This window comes from Rhodobacteraceae bacterium LMO-JJ12 (genome assembly GCA_021555075.1).
Classification (GTDB): Bacteria; Pseudomonadota; Alphaproteobacteria; order Rhodobacterales; family Rhodobacteraceae; genus JAKGBX01.
Map to the genome: position 1 here is coordinate 1095670 of JAKGBX010000001.1, position 17257 is coordinate 1112926.

Genomic DNA, 17257 nt, shown 5'->3' on the forward strand with positions numbered 1-17257 from the left:
AATCCCGCGCGAATCCCTGTATGTTTGGTGCCATGACCTCTATGTTTGCTGATCAGTTTCCGCCGCGAAGGGGCCGCACGCACGAGGTTTTCGGACCCGGTGCGGTGGGCTTTGCCTTTGCGCTGGGCGGGCATCTGGGCGGGCCGGTGTTGTGGATCGTCGAGGACGGGCAGGGCGATGGGATTAACCCAGCGGGGTTCAGCCGCTATCTTGATCCGGCCCGGCTGTTGCTGGCGCGGGCGGGCGATCCGCTGGAGGTGCTTGCGGTGACCGAGGAGGCGTTGCGTTCGGGCGCTGTAAAGCTGGTGGTGCTGGAGGTGAGCAAGCCACTGGGACTCACTGCCGGGCGGCGGCTGCAACTGGCGGCAGAGGCGGGCCGATCGACCGGACTGTGCCTTGTTCCCGAGGGCATGGGCAGCAATGCGGCACAGACCCGCTGGCACTGTGCGCCGGTTTTCGATGAGCAAGGCGCGGCGGGGGACTCGACTCTGCAACGCTGGGAGATTAAAAAGAACAAATCGGGAACATTGGGCGTCTGGGATCTGCGCTGGGATGAGCAAGCGCGTCGTATCATTGTGGTTTCCAAGGCTGGCGAGCGACCGGGCTTTGCGGGCAAGGCCGGTTGACGGGCCGTTTGCATTAACCCACATGCAGGCCAATGCTAGCCGGATTTACGGGTTGAACCGGGCGGCCGAGGCGCAGGGGCTGCACCGGGGCATGGCTTTCTCGGATGCGCGCGCATTTTGCCTCGATCTGCAAAGTCGCCCGGCCGATCCCTTGGGCGATGCGTTTTTTTTGCGGATGCTGGCGCGCTGGGCCGGGCGCTATTGCCCCTGGGTGGGTCTGGAGGGCGAGGACGGGCTGGTGCTTAACGTCACCGGCTCGACCCATCTGTGGGGCTCGGAGGCGGCGATGTTGGGCGATATCGAGGCGCGGCTGGCGCGCGCCGGGCTGGAAGTGCGGATCGGACTGGCCGACACGCGCGGTGCGGCTTGGGCGCTGGCGCATTACGGTGGCGCGGGCGAGGGCGCGCGAGTGGCGACGCCGGGGGGGATGCGCGAGGGGATCGGGGCGTTGCCGGTGGCGGCGCTGCGTCTTAACGAGAAGGTCGGCGTGGCGTTGCAGCGGTTGGGGGTGCGTACGGTTTCGGACCTTTGCGCGCTGCCGCGTGCAGCGGTGAGCCGCAGGTTCGGACGCGATGTGCTGATGCGGCTCGACCAGGCGTTGGGCGATCAGCCCGAGCAGATTTCGCCGCTGGCCGAGTTGCCGCATTACGGCGTGCGCATGACCTTGCCCGAGCCGATCGGGCTGAGCCGCGATGTGATGGCTGGGGCTGAACGGCTGCTGGAGCGGTTGTGTGAGAAGCTGAAGGATCAGGAAATGGGTGCGCGGGTGTTGTGCCTGACCTTGCAGCGGGTGGATCAGGATAGCCAGCAGGTTGAACTGCGGCTGGCGCGGCCCTTGCGCGATGTAGCGCGGATCCTGCCGCTGTTCGAGCGCGGGATAGATCAGGTCGAGGCCGGGTTCGGGATTGACCTGATCCGGCTTGAGGCCACCCGGGTCGAGCCGCTGGCGGTCAGGCAGTTGAGTCATGTGACGCGCGGCGATAAGGATGCGCTCGATGATCTGATAAGTCGCTTGGGCACACGCATCGGGCTGGACAATATCCAGCGCTTCCTGCCCGCCGATAGCCATATCCCCGAGCGTAGTTTTACAATCGCGCCCGCTGCATGGTCGGAGCCGGAAGGATCGTGGGTGGCGCTGCGCCCGCGCCCGGTGCGGATGTTTCAACCTGAGCCGATTGCCGGGGCGGGGCCGCGCCCGCCTGCGCGGTTTTTCTGGCGGCGGGTGTGGCTGAGCACGGCGCGCGCCACCGGGCCAGAGCGGATCGCGCCGGAATGGTGGCTGGTGGATGAAAGATGGCGCTCGGGGTTGCGCGATTACTGGCAGGTGGAAACCCGCGAGGGGTGGCGGCTGTGGATGTATTACACGCCGCAAAACCCGGGCTGGTTCGTACAGGGGGAGTTTGCATGAGCGAAATCAATCGCGACCACTGCCCGGCTGAGGCTTTGCGCTATGAACGGTTGGTCGCAGGTCATTTGGAACTAGGTTATGCAGAGCTGTGTCTGACGACCAATTTCACGTTCCTGACGGGGGCTTCACATCCAGAGGAAATGGTCACCCGCGCGGCGGAATTGGGGTTGGCCGCCATCGCCATCACCGACCGCAACTCGCTGGCCGGGGTGGTCCGGGCCTATGCGGCGTTAAAGGAGCTGAGGCGCACCTTGGATGAAACGAGCAGGATCCACTCCCAACAACACCAGGTAGATAGTAGCTCAGGGCAGGAAATCGGCCATCCCACCCCGATCCAGCGGCCCGACACACCCGCACTGCCGAAGCTGATCACAGGTTGCCGCTTGGTTCTGCGCGACAGCACGGTAGATTGGATCGCTTTGCCGAGGGACCGCGCAGCCTATCAAAGGCTGACCCGGCTTCTGACTATCGGTAAGCGACGGGCCGATAAGGGCGATTGTCACCTTGATCTGCGGGATCTGGTCGCGGGCTGTGCGGGTATGATCCTGATTGCGCTGCCGCAGGACAGCGTGGGGGCAAGACAGGTATCCCAGCATATCGAAACCGTTCGGCGGCGCTTTCCTGGCAACGTCTTTCTCGGGGCTGCACCCCGCTATAATGGCAGCGATCAAGCCTATCTGGCGGCCTGTGCCCGCCTGGCACAGAAAACCTCTGCGCCGATGGTGGCCGTTGGCGACGTGCTGATGCACCGTTCCAGCCGACGCCAGTTGGCCGATGTTCTGACCTGCATGCGCGAACATATTACCATTGATACGATCGGTACCCGGGCGCTGCCAAATACCGAAAGGCGGTTGAAAGGCGCGGCGGACATGGCGCGGCTGTTTCGCAGTCATCCCGCCGCCATCCGCCGCACGCTGGAGATCGCCGCAAATTGCAGCTTCTGCCTCAGCGAACTCAGCTATGAATATCCTGACGAAATCGCCGAGGGCGAGGCGCCGCAGGCCCGGCTGGAACGGTTAACGGAAGAAGGGTTGAAGCGACGCTGCCCTGATGGCGTATCCGACCGCTATCGGGCGATGGCAAAAAAGGAGCTGAAACTGGTCGAGGAGCTGGGTTTTTCCGCCTATTTCCTGACTGTGCATAACATCGTGCAATATGCCCGCAGCCAGCAGATCCTTTGCCAGGGACGCGGCTCGGCCGCCAATTCGATTCTATGCTACGCGCTTGGCATTACCGACGTCTCGCCCGATCAGATCACCATGGTGTTTGAGCGGTTCGTGTCGAAATATCGGGGCGAGCCGCCGGATATCGACGTCGATTTCGAACATGAACGCCGCGAGGAAGTGATCCAGCATATTTATAGAAAATACGGTCGCCACCGTGCTGGCCTATGTGCGACGGTGATCCATTTCCGCTCGCGCGCGGCGATCCGCGAGGTCGGCAAAGTGATGGGGCTGTCTCAGGACGTGACTGCCAGCCTCTCGGGACAGATCTGGGGTATGTCAAATGACGGGGCTGATCCGGATCGTATCCGCGAACTGGGACTTGACCCGACCGACCGCCGCCTTGCCCAGACCATCCGTCTGATCGGAGAAATCATCGGCTTTCCGCGCCATCTTTCCCAGCATGTCGGCGGCTTTGTTATCACTAAGGGGCGGCTCGACGAGTTGTGCCCGATTGAAAACGCGGCGATGGAAGACCGCACGATGATCGAATGGGACAAGGACGACATCGACACTCTGGGTATTCTGAAGGTCGATGTGCTGGGGCTTGGAATGTTGACATGCATTCGGAAATGTTTCGATCTGCTGGAGGTGCATGGCGGCGAAACCCTGAGCATTGCCACCGTGCCGCAGGCTGATAGAGCGACCTATGACATGCTCTGCATCGCCGATGCGGTGGGGGTGTTCCAAGTAGAAAGCCGCGCACAGATGAATTTCTTGCCACGCATGAAACCGCGCGAATTCTATGACCTGGTGATCGAAGTGGCAATCGTGCGCCCCGGGCCGATCCAGGGCGGCATGGTGCAGCCCTATATCAAGCGGCGACAGGGGCTGGAGGCGGTCGGCTTTCCCTCAAGAGAACTGGAAAGCGTGCTGGGCAAGACGCTTGGCGTGCCGCTGTTTCAGGAGCAGGCGATGCAGATCGCCGTGGTAGCCGCCGGGTTCACCCCGGAAGAAGCCGATCGTCTGCGCCGCTCACTCGCTTCATTCCGGCGGATGGGCACAATCGCCGTGTTCCGCGATCGGTTCGTCGAAGGCATGCTCAAGAACGGCTATGAACCCGACTTCGCCGACCGATGCTTTTCCCAGATCGAGGGATTTGCCGATTACGGTTTTCCCGAAAGCCATGCCGCCGCTTTTGCGATGCTCGTCTATGTCTCGGCTTGGCTGAAATGTCACCACCCGGCAATTTTCGCCTGCGCACTGCTGAATTCCCAGCCGATGGGGTTCTACGCGCCGGCCCAGATCGTGCGTGATGCGCGCGAGCATCAAGTGGAGCTGCGCCCGATCTGCGTCAATCACAGCATCTGGGATAACACGCTGGAACGCCGCGCTGATGGCGCGCTGGCGCTGCGCCTCGGCTTCCGCCAGATCAAGGGTTTCAAGGAGGACGACGCGGATTGGATCGCGGCGGCGCGCGGCAATGGCTATCCGGATCCGGAGGCGCTGTGGCTGCGCGCGGGGCTGGCGCCGTCGGTGTTGGAGCGGCTGGCTGAGGCGGATGCGTTTGTTGATATGGGGCTCACGCGGCGCGATGCGCTCTGGCAGGTGAAGGCGATCCAGGGGCAGATGCCGCTACCGCTGTTTAATGATCCAATCGGGGGCGAGGGTATTGTTGAGCCTGCCGTGACCCTGTCGGCGATGCATTTGGGCGAGGAGGTGGTCGAGGATTACGTCTCGATGCGGCTGACGCTGAGGGCGCATCCGATGGAACTGTTGCGGCCGAGCCTGCCGGGGCTGACGCCACATACCAAGCTGCACAGTGCGCCGCTGGGACGGGTGACGGTTTGTGGCCTGGTGATCACCCGCCAACGCCCTGGCACTGCATCTGGGGTGATCTTTTTGACGCTGGAGGACGAAACCGGGGTGTCCAACATCGTGGTATGGCCCAAGATTTATGAACGCTACCGGCGTGCGGTGATGGGCGGTCGGTTGCTCAGAGTGATGGGGTATATTCAGAAGGAAGGCATTGTTGTGCACCTGATCGCGCAGGAGGTAGAAGACATATCGCATCGCCTCAGCGAACTGGGCCATCCGATGGATGAAGCTGTGGGCGTGACCCTGCCGCAGGCCGATGATGCGCCGCGACCGACGAAACACACCCGCAGCGCTCGCCACCCGCGCGAACAGGCCAAGAGGCTATTTCCTAGCCGCGATTTTCATTGAGGCGCAGAGCCTGCCAACTGATGGGGTTTATGCAAGACCGTTTCGCTCAAATACTTCGTGAAACCTATCTGTTGAGCTACTCCCCAATAGTTGGACAGGATCTGGCGTAATTTAGGCTACTCTTTGGAGTTGCGGATCGGGTTTTGTTGTTTCAATTCTACTGCCAGTAGACCACGGCAAGTGGTCTGCCGCCAAATGAGGAATGCGGGCGCTTGTGGTTGTAGAACTCGATCCATTTTCTGACGCCCGCCTTGGCCTCTGATCCGGTCTCCCAGGCGTGTAAGTAAACGCATTCGTATTTCAATGATCGCCACAAGCGTTCGACAAAGATGTTGTCAAGGCACCGGCCCTTGCCATCCATCCACCGCCCCGGCAGTGCATGTTTACATGCATGAAAGGGGGAGATACGGATGGCTGATCGCCGCAACCGGTCGGTCCAAACAAATGATGTGAACATTTTTGATGCTAGAACCTGTTCGCAAGGTCATTTCGAGAGTTGGGAAAATCGCGACGAGATTGGCGTCAATCCCTCTTCGTCCACCATCTTGTCCCGAGCCGAACCCCGACGTAAGGCATTGCCCATGAGCGCTGAGAACACATACGGCAGTCATGCAAAAGCGGCAATGATGCTGGGATTGCCGTTAATTGGCGGCAATCTCGCTCAGTTCTCTATCACCATAACCGATACTGTAATGCTGGGTTGGTATGATGTCAGCGCGCTGGCCGCGCAGGTTCTTGGCGGAATGGTTGTTTTCGTGCTTTTCATCTTTGGTTCGGGTTTTGCACTGGCGGTCATGCCGGCTGTGGCCGAAGCAGAGGCCGCAAAAGACGACACAAGGGTGCGCCGCGTGACGCGAATGGGGCTTTGGGCTTCCTTGGCTTTCGGTATCGCTTGCCTGCCAGTATTTCTCTTCGCACGCCCATTGCTGCTCGCTCTGGGGCAAGACGTCTCTATGGTCGAGCTAGCGGCACAATATATGGAAATAGCCGGCTTTGGGGTTATCTTTGCCCTAATCGGAATGGTGCTCAAATCCTACCTTTCCGCACTTGAACATACAGGCATAGTCTTATGGTCTTCGATGGCGGGGGCGCTGCTCAATGGCCTTGTGAACTATGCGCTTATCTTTGGTAACTGGGGTGCGCCCGAGTTGGGAATCCGTGGCGCCGCAGCGGCTTCACTCCTAGTGCAATTGGTGATGTTGGTGTTCTTGTTACTCTATGTAATCCTGGTGGTGCCGCATCATCATCTGTTTCAGCGAATGTGGCGGGTCGACGTTGGCGCGCTTTGGTTTGTCTTGAGGCTCGGTACACCGATCGGCTTTACCAGTCTCGCAGAAGTCAGCTTGTTTGCCGCAAGTTCGGTAATGATGGGCTGGCTTGGCGAGGTTGCTCTGGCGGCGCATGGCATAGTTCTGCAAATAGCCTCAGCAGCCTTCATGGTTCATCTGGGTCTGGCCAGTGCTGCCACGGTTCGTGCTGGGCGTGCCGTTGGACGACGAGATAGCATCGGATTGAGACGTGGCGCCCAAGTGGTGTTGGTAGCCTCTATGTTGTTGGCGCTATTGTCGATGGCATTGTTCTTGTTGGTGCCTGACTGGCTTGTCGGTATTTTTCTCGATCCGTCTGATCTGCGACGTGATGCAGTGCTGGCCACCGGAGTAATGTTGATGGCGGCGGCGGCCCTGTTTCAGTTAGTGGATGCGGCTCAGGTCATGGCACTCGGGCTTTTGCGTGGGGTGCAGGACACACGCGTTCCAATGCTGATTGCTGTTTTGGCCTATTGGGTGATTGGTGTTCCAACCAGCTATATTCTGGGTTTTGTGGTTGGGTTTGACGGTGTCGGCGTGTGGCTTGGCCTTGCTGTGGGGTTGGCGTTTGCTGCGGTACTGTTGGTTTGGCGTTTCTGGACTGTGGGAATCGGTCGCGCCATGCAGGCTTGACCGCCGCCAGCCGCTCCTGTTTTTCGCAGAACAAAGACTTACTGTCCGTTCTCAGGCTCGAGACTGGCCGTAATCGTATCGGCGATCAGGATAACTATGCCATCGGTCATGCGAAGCGGCGCGCACTTCTTTGTTTAAGTTCCGTTTCTGGTTCAAAGATTAGTCCTTGAGTAACCGATCGGCTTTCTTGCGCACCAGTACCGAGCGCAAATCATGCATAGCCAAGAGTAGAGCGTCTGTTACATGCTCTAGTTGTTCGTCGGTGGCGCGGCTTTGCGCCCAGTGGGTAGTCAAGTTAAGGTAGTCGACAGCACGGAGAATATCGTCGATATCACGAGCCGCCAATATCTCCGCGCGCTCTGCCATCCAATCTTCGATCGCTTCCACATCTTCCGAAGACAGTTCACGCTGACCATGCGGTTTGATTTCGCCATTGCGCATGTTTACAATGGCAATCTGGTCCATTTCTATCCGCCGCTGGCGGTTTTCCGTGTCTAGGCGGAATACAAAGGCGCCGTTTTCCCGCACCCTAAAGTAATAGTCTGGTAAATCGGCGCTCATGCGGCTTCTCTCATTTCCAGAGCTTTACTCAGATGTTCGTCGGCGGCGTGCTGCTCGATAGTTCGTGGGGCAAGTCCAAATGCGACAGGTGTCGTCTTTCTAGGAAAGCATTGATGGGGATAGCGCAATTCGCTCGTATCGAAGCCGAGGTTGTTCAGGTTCATCTTGATTTGGCGTTCGGTCATGAGAGTCCTTTGCAAAACGCCTGTATACGAGAACACGCCTCTTTCAACGAGGCGTCCGAGGTGGCGTAACTTATCCGGAAGTTTGGCGAAACGCCAAAGGCCGCTCCGAAGACGACGGCGACTCCAACTTCCTCCAGCAGAGCTTTGGAAAACGCTTCATCCGTGTCGATCAATGTGCCGTTTGGTGTGGTCTTGCCAATTAGCCCTGCGATCGAGGGATAAACATAGAAGGCACCTTCAGGCTTAAGACAGGTGACGCCGGGAATCTCCGAAAGCATTGCGACGACGAGATCACGGCGGCGAATGAATACCGCGTTGTTCTTCGCGATGAAATCATGATTTCCGTCCAAAGCCTCGACTGCTGCCCATTGCGAGACCGAACAAGGGTTAGAGGTGCTCTGCGACTGGATCTTGCGCATTGCCGCAATTAATTCCTTGGGACCGGCCGCATAGCCGATACGCCAACCGGTCATCGCATAGGCCTTGGATACACCATTGCAGGTGAGCGTCCGCTCATAGAGTCCTGGCTCAACCTCGGCGGGGGTGCAGAATTTAAAATCATCATACGCCAGATGTTCATACATGTCGTCCGTCATCACCCAGACATGGGGATGACGCATCAGCACATCGGTAAGCCCTTTAAGTTCGTCCCGCGTATAGCCTGCGCCCGTGGGATTTGAGGGTGAGTTGAAGATCAGCCATTTGGTTTTCGGCGTTATGGCGGCCTCGAGTTGTTCCGCCGTTAGTTTGAAATTATTCTCAAGCGTGGCTTGCACGGCAATGGGCATACCGCCCGCCAAAAGCACCATGTCGGGATAGCTCACCCAATATGGTGCGGGGATTATCACTTCGTCGCCCGCGTTCAGCGTCGCCATCAGGGCGTTATAGAGGATCTGCTTGCCGCCCGTTCCGACGCTGACTTGCGCAGGTTCATAAGTGAGCCCGTTGTCACGTTTGAACTTGGCACAGATGGCAGCTTTCAGTTCTGGAATGCCATCGACGGCTGTATATTTTGTCTTTCCCTCGTTGATGGCACGAATGCCTGCCGCTTTGATGTGATCGGGAGTATCAAAATCAGGTTCGCCAGCACCAAGACCGATGACATCATGGCCTGCGGCCTTGAGTTCTGCAGCCAGATTTGAAACCGCAATGGTCGGGGACGGTTTAACGCGTGCCAGCGTGTCAGAGAGAAAGGCCATTTGGTCGGCACCTTGTTTGAGTTTTGCTGCTTACTGTCATAGGTTGCGCGCAAAGACCGATCAAGCGCGTTCGGCCGCTATGGACAAAGAGGATGAGATGATGAGCGAAGACACGACAGAAGGTTGGTTCGATGCGGAGAGTGCCACTTTGGGTGACAGGATCACCGGCGCGCGCGATGCGGCAGGGATGAACCAGAAGGAACTTTCCAAGCGAATCGGTATCAAGTTGACGACTTTGCAGGACTGGGAAAATGATTTGTCCGAACCGCGCGCCAACAAGTTGCAAATGCTGGCTGGGCTGCTTAACGTTTCAATCACTTGGCTCCTTGAAGGCGTGGGGGATGGTGTCGACGGACCTGATGAAGGCCCACCAATCGATGAAGATATGCGCAGTATCCTGTCGGAACTGCGCGAGTTGAAAGCACGAGCAAATAAGACGGCCAATCGTCTGGGTGCTTTGGAAAAACGCCTGGCCGGATTTCTGAAGGAACACGGAATTGGATGAGATGAGGCCTGAAGGGGAGAGCCGCGAAGCCCGGTTGAAGCGGATGAAAATGCGTTCCATGCGGCGTGGAACTAAGGAGATGGACCTGATCCTGATGCGGTTTGCAGAGGAGCGTCTTGACGCGATGAACGAGGAGCGCCTTGATGCCTATGACCGGCTCCTGAGTGAAAATGACCAAGATCTCTATCAATGGGTTAGTGGCCAAGCGAAGCCACCTGCGAATGTTTTAGAAATGGTTTTTGAAATCCGTTCGGCGCTTGATACCGACTAGGTTTTGCAGGTGCGGCGACATCAGGGTATGTAAATCCTGAATGTGTTGGCTCTGTCTATAAGTCTATAGAGAGAGGCGTGACTTAGCCGCAATACTTCGAGCAATAATCACATTAGCGCGAATTTTAGCAAAGCAAAATTCGCGTTTAACGGATTTTTTGGCTTTTTCCTGCATTTCTCATAGCTGAGTTGTTTCGACGGAGATGAGAATGAGTGTTCATATGCCGATAAGCCAAGAACCCGTAGCCAAGCGACGATTGGGCGACGGGTCTGAGGTAGGGTTTATGGCAGGGTACCTTGATGCGCTTTCGCTAGTCGAGCGGTTGCACAGGTTATTGCTAGACGTGATCAAGGACGAGTTTGAGCGCGTCGGTGTTCTTGATATCAACGCGGTCCAAGCATTGCTCTTGTTCAACATCGGCGACAACGAAGTAACAGCGGGCGAGCTGAAATCGCGTGGCTACTATCAGGGATCAAACGTCAGTTACAATCTCAAAAAGCTGGTCGAGATGGGATACATGCATCACCAGCGTTGCGAGATCGACCGCCGCTCAGTGCGGGTGAGGCTGACTGAGAGGGGGCGCGAGATTCGAGATGTAGTTGGGTCACTATTTGGCCGTCATGCTGAAGGATTGGTTAAGAAGAACGCGCTTAGCTTCGAGGGGTTAGATGATATCACCACGGCTCTACGGCGCGTGGAACGATATTGGTCTGAACAGATACGATACATCTACTGATGGCATTGATGAGCTATCCCCCCCCCCGAAATTCGGGGGGAGCTTAGTTATCTCTCGAGATATGGACCTTTGGGTATATCAACGGGGGGCCTCACCCTCGCCTCATCACGGCCCGGAAAACCCACCGACAACGCCCACATCGTGGCATTCAACGGCAAGGTCCGTGCCGGGTTCTTGAACGCGCACTGATTCATGGGGCTGAAAGATACCGCCGAAAAGTTGGAGGCTTGGCCCCTCTCGGCAAATTGCTCTGCAATCGCCTGCCGGGTCAGTTCTCGGTGACATCAACAGACCGACCGCACAGCGCGATTGGGAACAAAGCCCCGGCAGCGCTGATGAAATTACCAGACTCATCCAGCCCGTCTGTGTGATCATACTGCGGGAAATCTAGCCCCAAGCGGGGACACTTCGGGTAACACATCAGACGCCTCAATATGATACGTTAAACTAAATGCCCGAAAACGTCGGCAAGGTGATTGAGAGAATATCGCTACAGCGCCACGATAAGGGCCAGAGTTGGCATCACCAATGACCGATATTTTCCATACTGGCCCACGGCTCCAATGGTGGGAGCGGGTTACCTTTTTGAAGGAGTTCAATGGATATGTTATCGGGCGAACGGATGAATGCCATGCGCCCATCGCGCGGCGGACGGTTGATCACTATGCCGCTGTCCATTAGGTGCTGACACATCTCATAAATGTTGCCGACTTCGTAGGCAAGATGACCGAAATGGCGGCTGTCGGATGGCAGTCCGTCGTCCCCGTCCCAGTTGTAGGTGAGCTCGACGGGGCAATCAGGCTGCTCTGGTGGTGCCATGAATATTAGAGAAAACCGCCCCTCTTCGCTGTCATAGTGGCGGGTCTTTACCAGGCCCAGAATTTCAAAAAATGAAATGGCTTTCTCCAGATCTTTGACCCGGACCATTGTGTGGAGATATTTCAGGTGCATCTGTAAGCGCCTCAAGCTCAATTGAATGTCAGATAAGGATAGCGGACCGAATGGCGCTGTCTAGCGTCGGGATAGAATGGGTGTGTTCAGAACGATGAACGGATGCCCATCGCCATGCCTACATTCTCGACATCAAATAGTCCAACGTTGGAATTAGCGCTACTTGCGTTGAAGGTGAGGGTGGGCGTGAAACCATAGTATTCGAGATTCTCGAAAGAAAGGGTCAGGTCCGCCGATACTTCGCGGTCTTGTCGCCCGCCGCTTGGCAGATAAGGCGTGACGGGATAATCACGTGCCCGCAAACCCAGACCGAACATGGCGCGAACGCCCTTAAACAACGGTTTAGCAGGAGCATAGCTGATACGGGCGGCAATCTCTTGGTATTCGGCAGAACTACTTGGTGATTGGCTGTTGGTGAGATGTAAGGACAGTCCGACCAAGGCGCCAGATTTTAGCCCCTTCGACCAACTTGTGCTGAGCCTTAGGAGATCAGCATGGGGTGCCCTTGGCCCTCTTGTTCGCTCACCGGCCAGCCCGAAAGTGAGCCTGGAGCGATTTGACAATGGCATTGAGTGACCCAGTGATAAACGTGTGAAATCAGAGTAGGGCGAGCCACTATACCAGGTTTTTCCCAGTCCAAGCGAAACTGTAGTTTCGGCACGCGTTTCTGGCTGCATGAAGCGCTGAGTGATTCCAGCCGAGACGGTACCCAAGGCGAAATCGCTACCCTGTGCAGTCGGGGCAAGCGACTTGGCTTCGGCGGATAGGGTATAATCGCGGCGGCTGGCCTTGAGCGTCAGATCCGTGGCACGGGCCGCTGTCTGCGCCAAGCGATAGCGCAGCGAAAGGCCGGTTGAATACTCTATTCCGGATAGAGCTTGGGCAGCGCCGATGAGATTGACATCAGGCAAGCCAAAAATATCAACCGAAGAATGGGCGCTTCCGTTGTTTATGTTGGAGTTTGGCGCGACGCCGAAGCTGAGATGAATAGCAACAGGATTGCGTGCACGAACGTATTGAAAATCACGCACTGCGGCTTTCCGAAGCCGCTCGTTAGGAGCGTGCTCAGCCGCGCGTCGTAACCAGAGTTGCGCACTTGTTCGCTTCCCGTCAGAAGAAAGTGACTGCGCCATCAGCAAGGCAGAAGCGTAGCGCTGATGTTTTGTTGTTGAGGCTTTCCATGCACGGCGAGCGTGCAGCGTAGCTTTTTGCAGATCGCCATTGTTGCGATAGGCGCGAGAGGCCAGAATACGCGCTTCATGGTCGCTTGGGTTGCGTTTAAGCAGGGCTTCGGCAAGAGCAATGGCTGTGGGCAGGTCGCCCGTCTCAAGCGCAATAATAGTCGCGACACGCATTTCAGAGGGGGACAGCACCACGCCCTCGTCGGCATGGGCTCCACTTGCGTACAGTGCCCCAAGCATCAAAAACAAACGCAGAAAGCGCGGCATCAGAAAGCCTCTCTCGCTTTAGCGTGTAACGATAAACCCACCGGTTTCGCGTACAGTTACGTCTTCGAACCGGGGGTCTTCCCCTTCAACCACGACTATGCCGACAATTTCGCCGCCGGGAGTGGCCGTATGATCGCCGGAAAGAAGCAGGTAATAGTTGCCTTCGTCCAATACCTGACCTTCAGGGTCTGAGGTGAAGGTAACCCCAGTTGCTTCGCCATTGCTATCCATCGAATTCGGTCCGATACGGAACTGTATCACAGGCATGCCCGTCGCCGGTGCGACGCCCGCTGGCAAGTCGGAGTTGAGTGCAGCAAGATAGCCAGCCGTAACATCGGTGCCGTTGCTATTGTAAATGGTCCGGTTGAAAACATAGCCGCGGATTGCATCGGCGCAGGTCGCGCCTGTGCAGTTGTTGTTGAAGCCGGCGAAATCAATATCCACCTGCATGTCACCTATGACGTATTCAAGCCCGCCTCGCCCGGCAAAGTCCCGCATGCCGCCATAGTCTCCGCTATAGGTTGCCTGACCTTGAGTTGGCAGAACCACGCTGCCGTCCCGCTCATATACGAACCCGCCAAAGCCGTAATTGACATAGTTGCCGGTTCGCACGATGGCAAATCGGGTGTTGGCGGACTGGCCATAGAGTGCGCGATGGTCAAACTGGGTTATGGGATTGTTCGTCACGGGATCCAGATAGGTGGCAGGTGCTTCATAAAGCGCATAGGATCCGAGATTTGAAGGTGTCGAACGGGAATATGGAACGCCGCCTGGCTGGCTTCCATCAAATGCCAGACCATCTACGAAGAAAGTATCGCTGGTAGAATCGTAAGCAATGTTATTGGCGAACCCGTTGCCATAGGCGAGGTCTTCGCTGCTTTCTACCTTGGCCTCACTGCGAAAAATTCCGGTGGTTGGCGTCGGGTTTGTGGTTCCGGGGAGAAGATCGCCATTGGTCGTGATCCCGCCGGTTCCAGTCCCGGTTCCAGTCCCAGTTCCAGTCTCGTCCTCTTCTTCCATGAAGGGGTTCGAACTGCTGCAGGCTGCCAACAGACACAGGGCTGCGATTGGAAAAAGTCGTTTCGACATGCCGATTGTTGCCCCTGTCCATTCACGTTATGAGGGTAAGACCCGGTGAAATCGCCGGATGTTTTCCTCTTGTCCGCGCAATTTCACCTGATGATGGTTAAAAGTCAATTGAAGTGGGGTTGAGCGGCGTGGGTTTTTTCCACTGCGATGTAACGCCGCCCCACACTTTACTGTGGTTCCGCTAGACGGGAACTCTAGATATAGTGGTGTTATGCGATTCTGATCCAAAGGACCCCGCGATGAGTGTCACCCCCGAGCAACAGGCCGAAATCGACGTGCAGCGCACGAGCCCGCAAAATACGTTGCGCGCAGTGAGTGAAGGCATGGAGCGCCATCTCTATTCAGCGATTCCTATATTGGATCATGGTTTCGTCAGAGTGGTCGACTATATGGGCAACGATGCAGCGATCTGTCAGGCGGCACGGGTTAGCTATGGCAAGGGGACCAAGAGCGTGCAGAATGATGAAGGGCTGATCCGTTATCTGATGCGGCACTGGCATTCGACACCGTTCGAGATGTGCGAAATCAAGCTTCATGTGAAGCTACCGGTATTTGTGGCGCGGCAATGGATCAGACATCGGACAGCGAATGTTAATGAATATTCGGCGCGCTATTCGATTCTGGACCGCGAATTTTACATTCCGGCGCGAGAAGCGCTGGCGGCGCAATCGGAGGTCAACAACCAGGGGCGCGGTGAGCTTTTGTCAGATGAGGCCGCCATGCAGGTGTTGGAGATATTGAAGGGTGATGCCGCGCGGTGCTACGACAACTATGAGCAAATGATTTCGGCTGACGGCAAGGAAGGGTTGGCGCGCGAGCTGGCCCGGATGAACCTGCCCGCGAATATATATACCCAATGGTATTGGAAGGTGGATCTGCACAATCTGTTGCATTTCTTGCGGCTCCGCGCCGACGCACATGCGCAATACGAAATCCGGGTTTATGCCGATGCGATCTGCAAGGTCGTAGCGGACTGGGTGCCATTCGCGTACAAGGCGTTCGAGGATTACCGGATGGGTGCTGTTACTATGAGCGCCCAAATGATGAGTTGTTTGCGGCGAATGCTGGCTGGCGAAAAGGTCACTAAAGAAAACTCAGGCATGTCGCTTCGCGAGTGGCGGGAGTTTGAGGAGGTTCTGGCAGGGTGAGAACCGTGGCGTGAATTCGAGAAGTAGGCACGCATTCCCGCGTTTACCTGAGCTTGCGATTGTTTCGCTTTCAGAAAAATCCCAGGGCCAAAACATTTGACCCTCCGGACAAAGCACCTTAGCCTGTTGTCTAACAACGGTAAACCAGCCATGGGGGTTAGTATGAAGACCAGTTTGATGATCGGGGCCGCGATGGCGGCGGTTTGGGCGATGCCGGTGGCGGCGCAACCCAAGATCTATCCCTATGCTTCTGCCGAGAACTATTGCCCGGCCGGGCTTCAGCCGATCAGCATCAATGGCGTGATCTGCTGTGGCACACCAAACCAGAACATGACCTATCAGGCCGTCAAGGTGCATCCGGTGAGCCGGGCCAAGAAGCGCCATGTGCGCCGGGTTTCGAGCACCTATTGCCCGGAGGGCATGAAAGGCTGCGTCAGCCGTTGACCCCCGACTGAACGGCGCAAATTAGCGGCCAAGCTGTCTTGGACGGTATTCGAATAGTGGCTGACGCAATGGTGGACCGACGATCTGCATTCAAAGCAGCTTGAGTTCCCTGCCATCTTACGACCGTCGCGGCCTTCAATCAGCCCATAGTTTTGTTGGCCGTCACTCAGCCGCTTGAGCCCCGAAACGCTCTATGGAAGATGTATGTACGAACGCGTCCTTTCCACCCACTTCGGGTTCGATAAAGCCAGAACCGTTTGTCTGGTTGAATCAGTATACTGTGCTATTTGGTATGCTGTTTCCCCTCTGTTTGTAGCGCGTAGGTTAACGCCGGTTTTCAAGTCATGATTACTACGGAATGCGCAGCACTTGATGCTAAGCTTTGCGATGCGACCGAAACAAGGATCACAAGTGCGAATGATTTCATTGAAGATGCGAAAATCAAGGGAAACGGGATAAAGCCAGGAGTTCAACGCGATAGAGAAGTGTTTCTCCAGGGAGAAAGAAAATATGGTCATCTATGGATTGAAGAACTGTGATACCTGCCGCAAGGCTCTGAAACAGCTGGGTGATGCGAGCTTTCGAGATGTTCGGACTGACGGTGTTCCCGCTGATTTGAAGGCACGCGCGCTAGGGAAATTTGGCGATAAGTTGCTCAACCGGCGGTCGACAACCTGGCGAGAGTTGGGCGAGAAAGAGCGGACCCTGGCACCCGAAGTATTGCTCGCGATGCATCCGACCCTGATGAAACGGCCATTGATCGAGGCTGATGGCTGTCTTTATTTAGGTTGGGACAGCCGAGTTCAGGCCGCAGTGCTTTTAAAAGCAGGGCAGCAACCATAAGTATTGTGCCAACGCGAGCCTGGAAGGAAAGACCATGCGCAACGCAGCACTGATCCTTGGGGTCATAGGCGGATTGATCGCGATGATCATCGGATTTTTCAGCTTCGGCTATACTCAGCTCATTCAAAATCACGGCGAAATCGAAGGTCTGGCAACGCAGGTCGACAATGTTCAACTTGTCCGCGTGACGAGCTTTCTCGCCCCGCTTTTGGCGATTGTCGGTGGGGCAATGGCAAAGATGAGGGCGTTGTGGGGCGGTGTGCTGATGCTGATCGCCGGCGGCTTGATGTATCATGCGTTCGGCTTCAGCGCCTTTACCATGTTTCCCATCGGATTTTGTCTGATGGGCGGCCTGCTGGCCTTGGCCGCTGGAAAGCCGGACGAACCCAAAGCGCATTTTTAGAACGACTTTGGTTCAAAAACCGCTACCTTTGAGATAGCGCGAAAGTTTCGGCGTCCCGGAGGCCAGATGCGAAGCGCTTGATCCGAATCATGTGTTCGTCTAGGAAATGAA

17 protein-coding genes and 3 pseudogenes are annotated in these 17257 nt (G+C 56.6%); 12 read left to right on the forward strand and 8 right to left on the reverse strand.

All coding sequences use genetic code 11. The features are described 5' to 3' along the window. Positions 1 to 32: 32 nt before the first annotated feature. From LZG00_05245 to LZG00_05255, 3 genes are read left to right on the forward strand one after another with little or no spacing between them, the layout of a single operon-like run. Entirely contained in the window at positions 33 to 626 is a 594-nt protein-coding gene (locus LZG00_05245; protein ID MCF3593401.1) for a hypothetical protein, read from the forward strand. Beyond that, positions 553 to 2034 (forward strand): DNA polymerase Y family protein, encoded by a 1482-nt coding sequence (locus LZG00_05250; protein ID MCF3593402.1) that lies wholly within the window; start codon positions 553 to 555, stop codon positions 2032 to 2034. The genes LZG00_05245 and LZG00_05250 overlap by 74 nt, the downstream gene beginning before the upstream one ends. Beyond that, positions 2031 to 5423, forward strand: coding sequence for an error-prone DNA polymerase (locus LZG00_05255; GenBank protein MCF3593403.1), 3393 nt, complete (start codon positions 2031 to 2033; stop codon positions 5421 to 5423). The genes LZG00_05250 and LZG00_05255 overlap by 4 nt, the downstream gene beginning before the upstream one ends. A 157-nt stretch (positions 5424 to 5580) precedes the next feature. Here the strand turns inward: LZG00_05255 and LZG00_05260 are convergent. Further along, positions 5581 to 5877, reverse strand: a pseudogene (locus tag LZG00_05260) (integrase core domain-containing protein). A gap of 127 nt (positions 5878 to 6004) precedes the next feature. On the opposite strand from LZG00_05260, the gene LZG00_05265 reads away from it, so the two are divergent. Then, on the forward strand, positions 6005 to 7363 hold the full coding sequence (locus LZG00_05265; protein ID MCF3593404.1) for an MATE family efflux transporter: 1359 nt from the start codon (positions 6005 to 6007) through the stop codon (positions 7361 to 7363). Between the two features lie 159 nt (positions 7364 to 7522). Here the strand turns inward: LZG00_05265 and LZG00_05270 are convergent, their stop codons facing one another. The 3 genes from LZG00_05270 to LZG00_05280 are packed head-to-tail and all read right to left on the reverse strand — an operon-like array spanning position 7523 to position 9308. After that, positions 7523 to 7924, reverse strand: a complete 402-nt coding sequence (locus LZG00_05270) for a hypothetical protein (GenBank protein ID MCF3593405.1) — start codon at positions 7922 to 7924, stop codon at positions 7523 to 7525. Next, a complete protein-coding gene (locus LZG00_05275; GenBank protein ID MCF3593406.1) occupies positions 7921 to 8109 on the reverse strand; it encodes a hypothetical protein in 189 nt (62 codons plus the stop codon). The genes LZG00_05270 and LZG00_05275 overlap by 4 nt, the downstream gene beginning before the upstream one ends. After that, positions 8106 to 9308 (reverse strand): pyridoxal phosphate-dependent aminotransferase, encoded by a 1203-nt coding sequence (locus LZG00_05280; protein MCF3593407.1) that lies wholly within the window; start codon positions 9306 to 9308, stop codon positions 8106 to 8108. Before LZG00_05280 ends, LZG00_05275 begins: the two co-directional genes overlap by 4 nt. 100 nt (positions 9309 to 9408) lie before the next feature. Between LZG00_05280 and LZG00_05285 the strand changes: the two genes are divergently transcribed. The 4 genes and pseudogenes from LZG00_05285 to LZG00_05300 all read left to right on the forward strand — a co-directional run bounded on the left by LZG00_05285 (position 9409) and on the right by LZG00_05300 (position 11191). Continuing rightward, positions 9409 to 9813: a helix-turn-helix domain-containing protein gene (locus LZG00_05285; protein ID MCF3593408.1), complete on the forward strand. Its 405-nt coding sequence runs from the start codon at positions 9409 to 9411 to the stop codon at positions 9811 to 9813. Position 9814: 1 nt separating this feature from the next. Beyond that, on the forward strand, positions 9815 to 10084 hold the full coding sequence (locus LZG00_05290; GenBank protein ID MCF3593409.1) for a succinate dehydrogenase assembly factor 2: 270 nt from the start codon (positions 9815 to 9817) through the stop codon (positions 10082 to 10084). Positions 10085 to 10304: 220 nt separating this feature from the next. Next, positions 10305 to 10820, forward strand: a complete 516-nt coding sequence (locus LZG00_05295) for a winged helix DNA-binding protein (GenBank protein ID MCF3593410.1) — start codon at positions 10305 to 10307, stop codon at positions 10818 to 10820. A 37-nt stretch (positions 10821 to 10857) separates the two neighbouring features. Continuing rightward, positions 10858 to 11191 (forward strand): annotated as a pseudogene (locus LZG00_05300) (transposase). 151 nt (positions 11192 to 11342) lie between these two features. On the opposite strand, the gene LZG00_05305 reads toward LZG00_05300, so the two are convergent. The 3 genes from LZG00_05305 to LZG00_05315 all read right to left on the reverse strand — a co-directional run bounded on the left by LZG00_05305 (position 11343) and on the right by LZG00_05315 (position 14308). Beyond that, a complete protein-coding gene (locus LZG00_05305) occupies positions 11343 to 11771 on the reverse strand; it encodes a VOC family protein (protein MCF3593411.1) in 429 nt (142 codons plus the stop codon). 86 nt (positions 11772 to 11857) lie between these two features. Further along, entirely contained in the window at positions 11858 to 13219 is a 1362-nt protein-coding gene (locus LZG00_05310) for a surface lipoprotein assembly modifier (protein ID MCF3593412.1), read from the reverse strand. Positions 13220 to 13237: 18 nt separating this feature from the next. After that, positions 13238 to 14308, reverse strand: coding sequence for a hypothetical protein (locus LZG00_05315; protein MCF3593413.1), 1071 nt, complete (start codon positions 14306 to 14308; stop codon positions 13238 to 13240). Positions 14309 to 14547: 239 nt separating this feature from the next. Between LZG00_05315 and thyX the strand changes: the two genes are divergently transcribed. Then, positions 14548 to 15456, forward strand: a complete 909-nt coding sequence (thyX, locus tag LZG00_05320) for an FAD-dependent thymidylate synthase (GenBank protein MCF3593414.1) — start codon at positions 14548 to 14550, stop codon at positions 15454 to 15456. Between the two features lie 162 nt (positions 15457 to 15618). After that, entirely contained in the window at positions 15619 to 15900 is a 282-nt protein-coding gene (locus tag LZG00_05325; GenBank protein ID MCF3593415.1) for a hypothetical protein, read from the forward strand. A 104-nt stretch (positions 15901 to 16004) separates the two neighbouring features. Here LZG00_05325 and LZG00_05330 read toward each other — a convergent pair. Further along, a pseudogene (locus LZG00_05330) lies at positions 16005 to 16143 on the reverse strand (cold shock domain-containing protein). Positions 16144 to 16410: 267 nt separating this feature from the next. Here LZG00_05330 and LZG00_05335 point away from each other — a divergent pair. Next, a complete protein-coding gene (locus LZG00_05335; GenBank protein MCF3593416.1) occupies positions 16411 to 16743 on the forward strand; it encodes an arsenate reductase in 333 nt (110 codons plus the stop codon). A gap of 34 nt (positions 16744 to 16777) precedes the next feature. Then, positions 16778 to 17146: a hypothetical protein gene (locus LZG00_05340; GenBank protein MCF3593417.1), complete on the forward strand. Its 369-nt coding sequence runs from the start codon at positions 16778 to 16780 to the stop codon at positions 17144 to 17146. Positions 17147 to 17257: the final 111 nt, after the last annotated feature.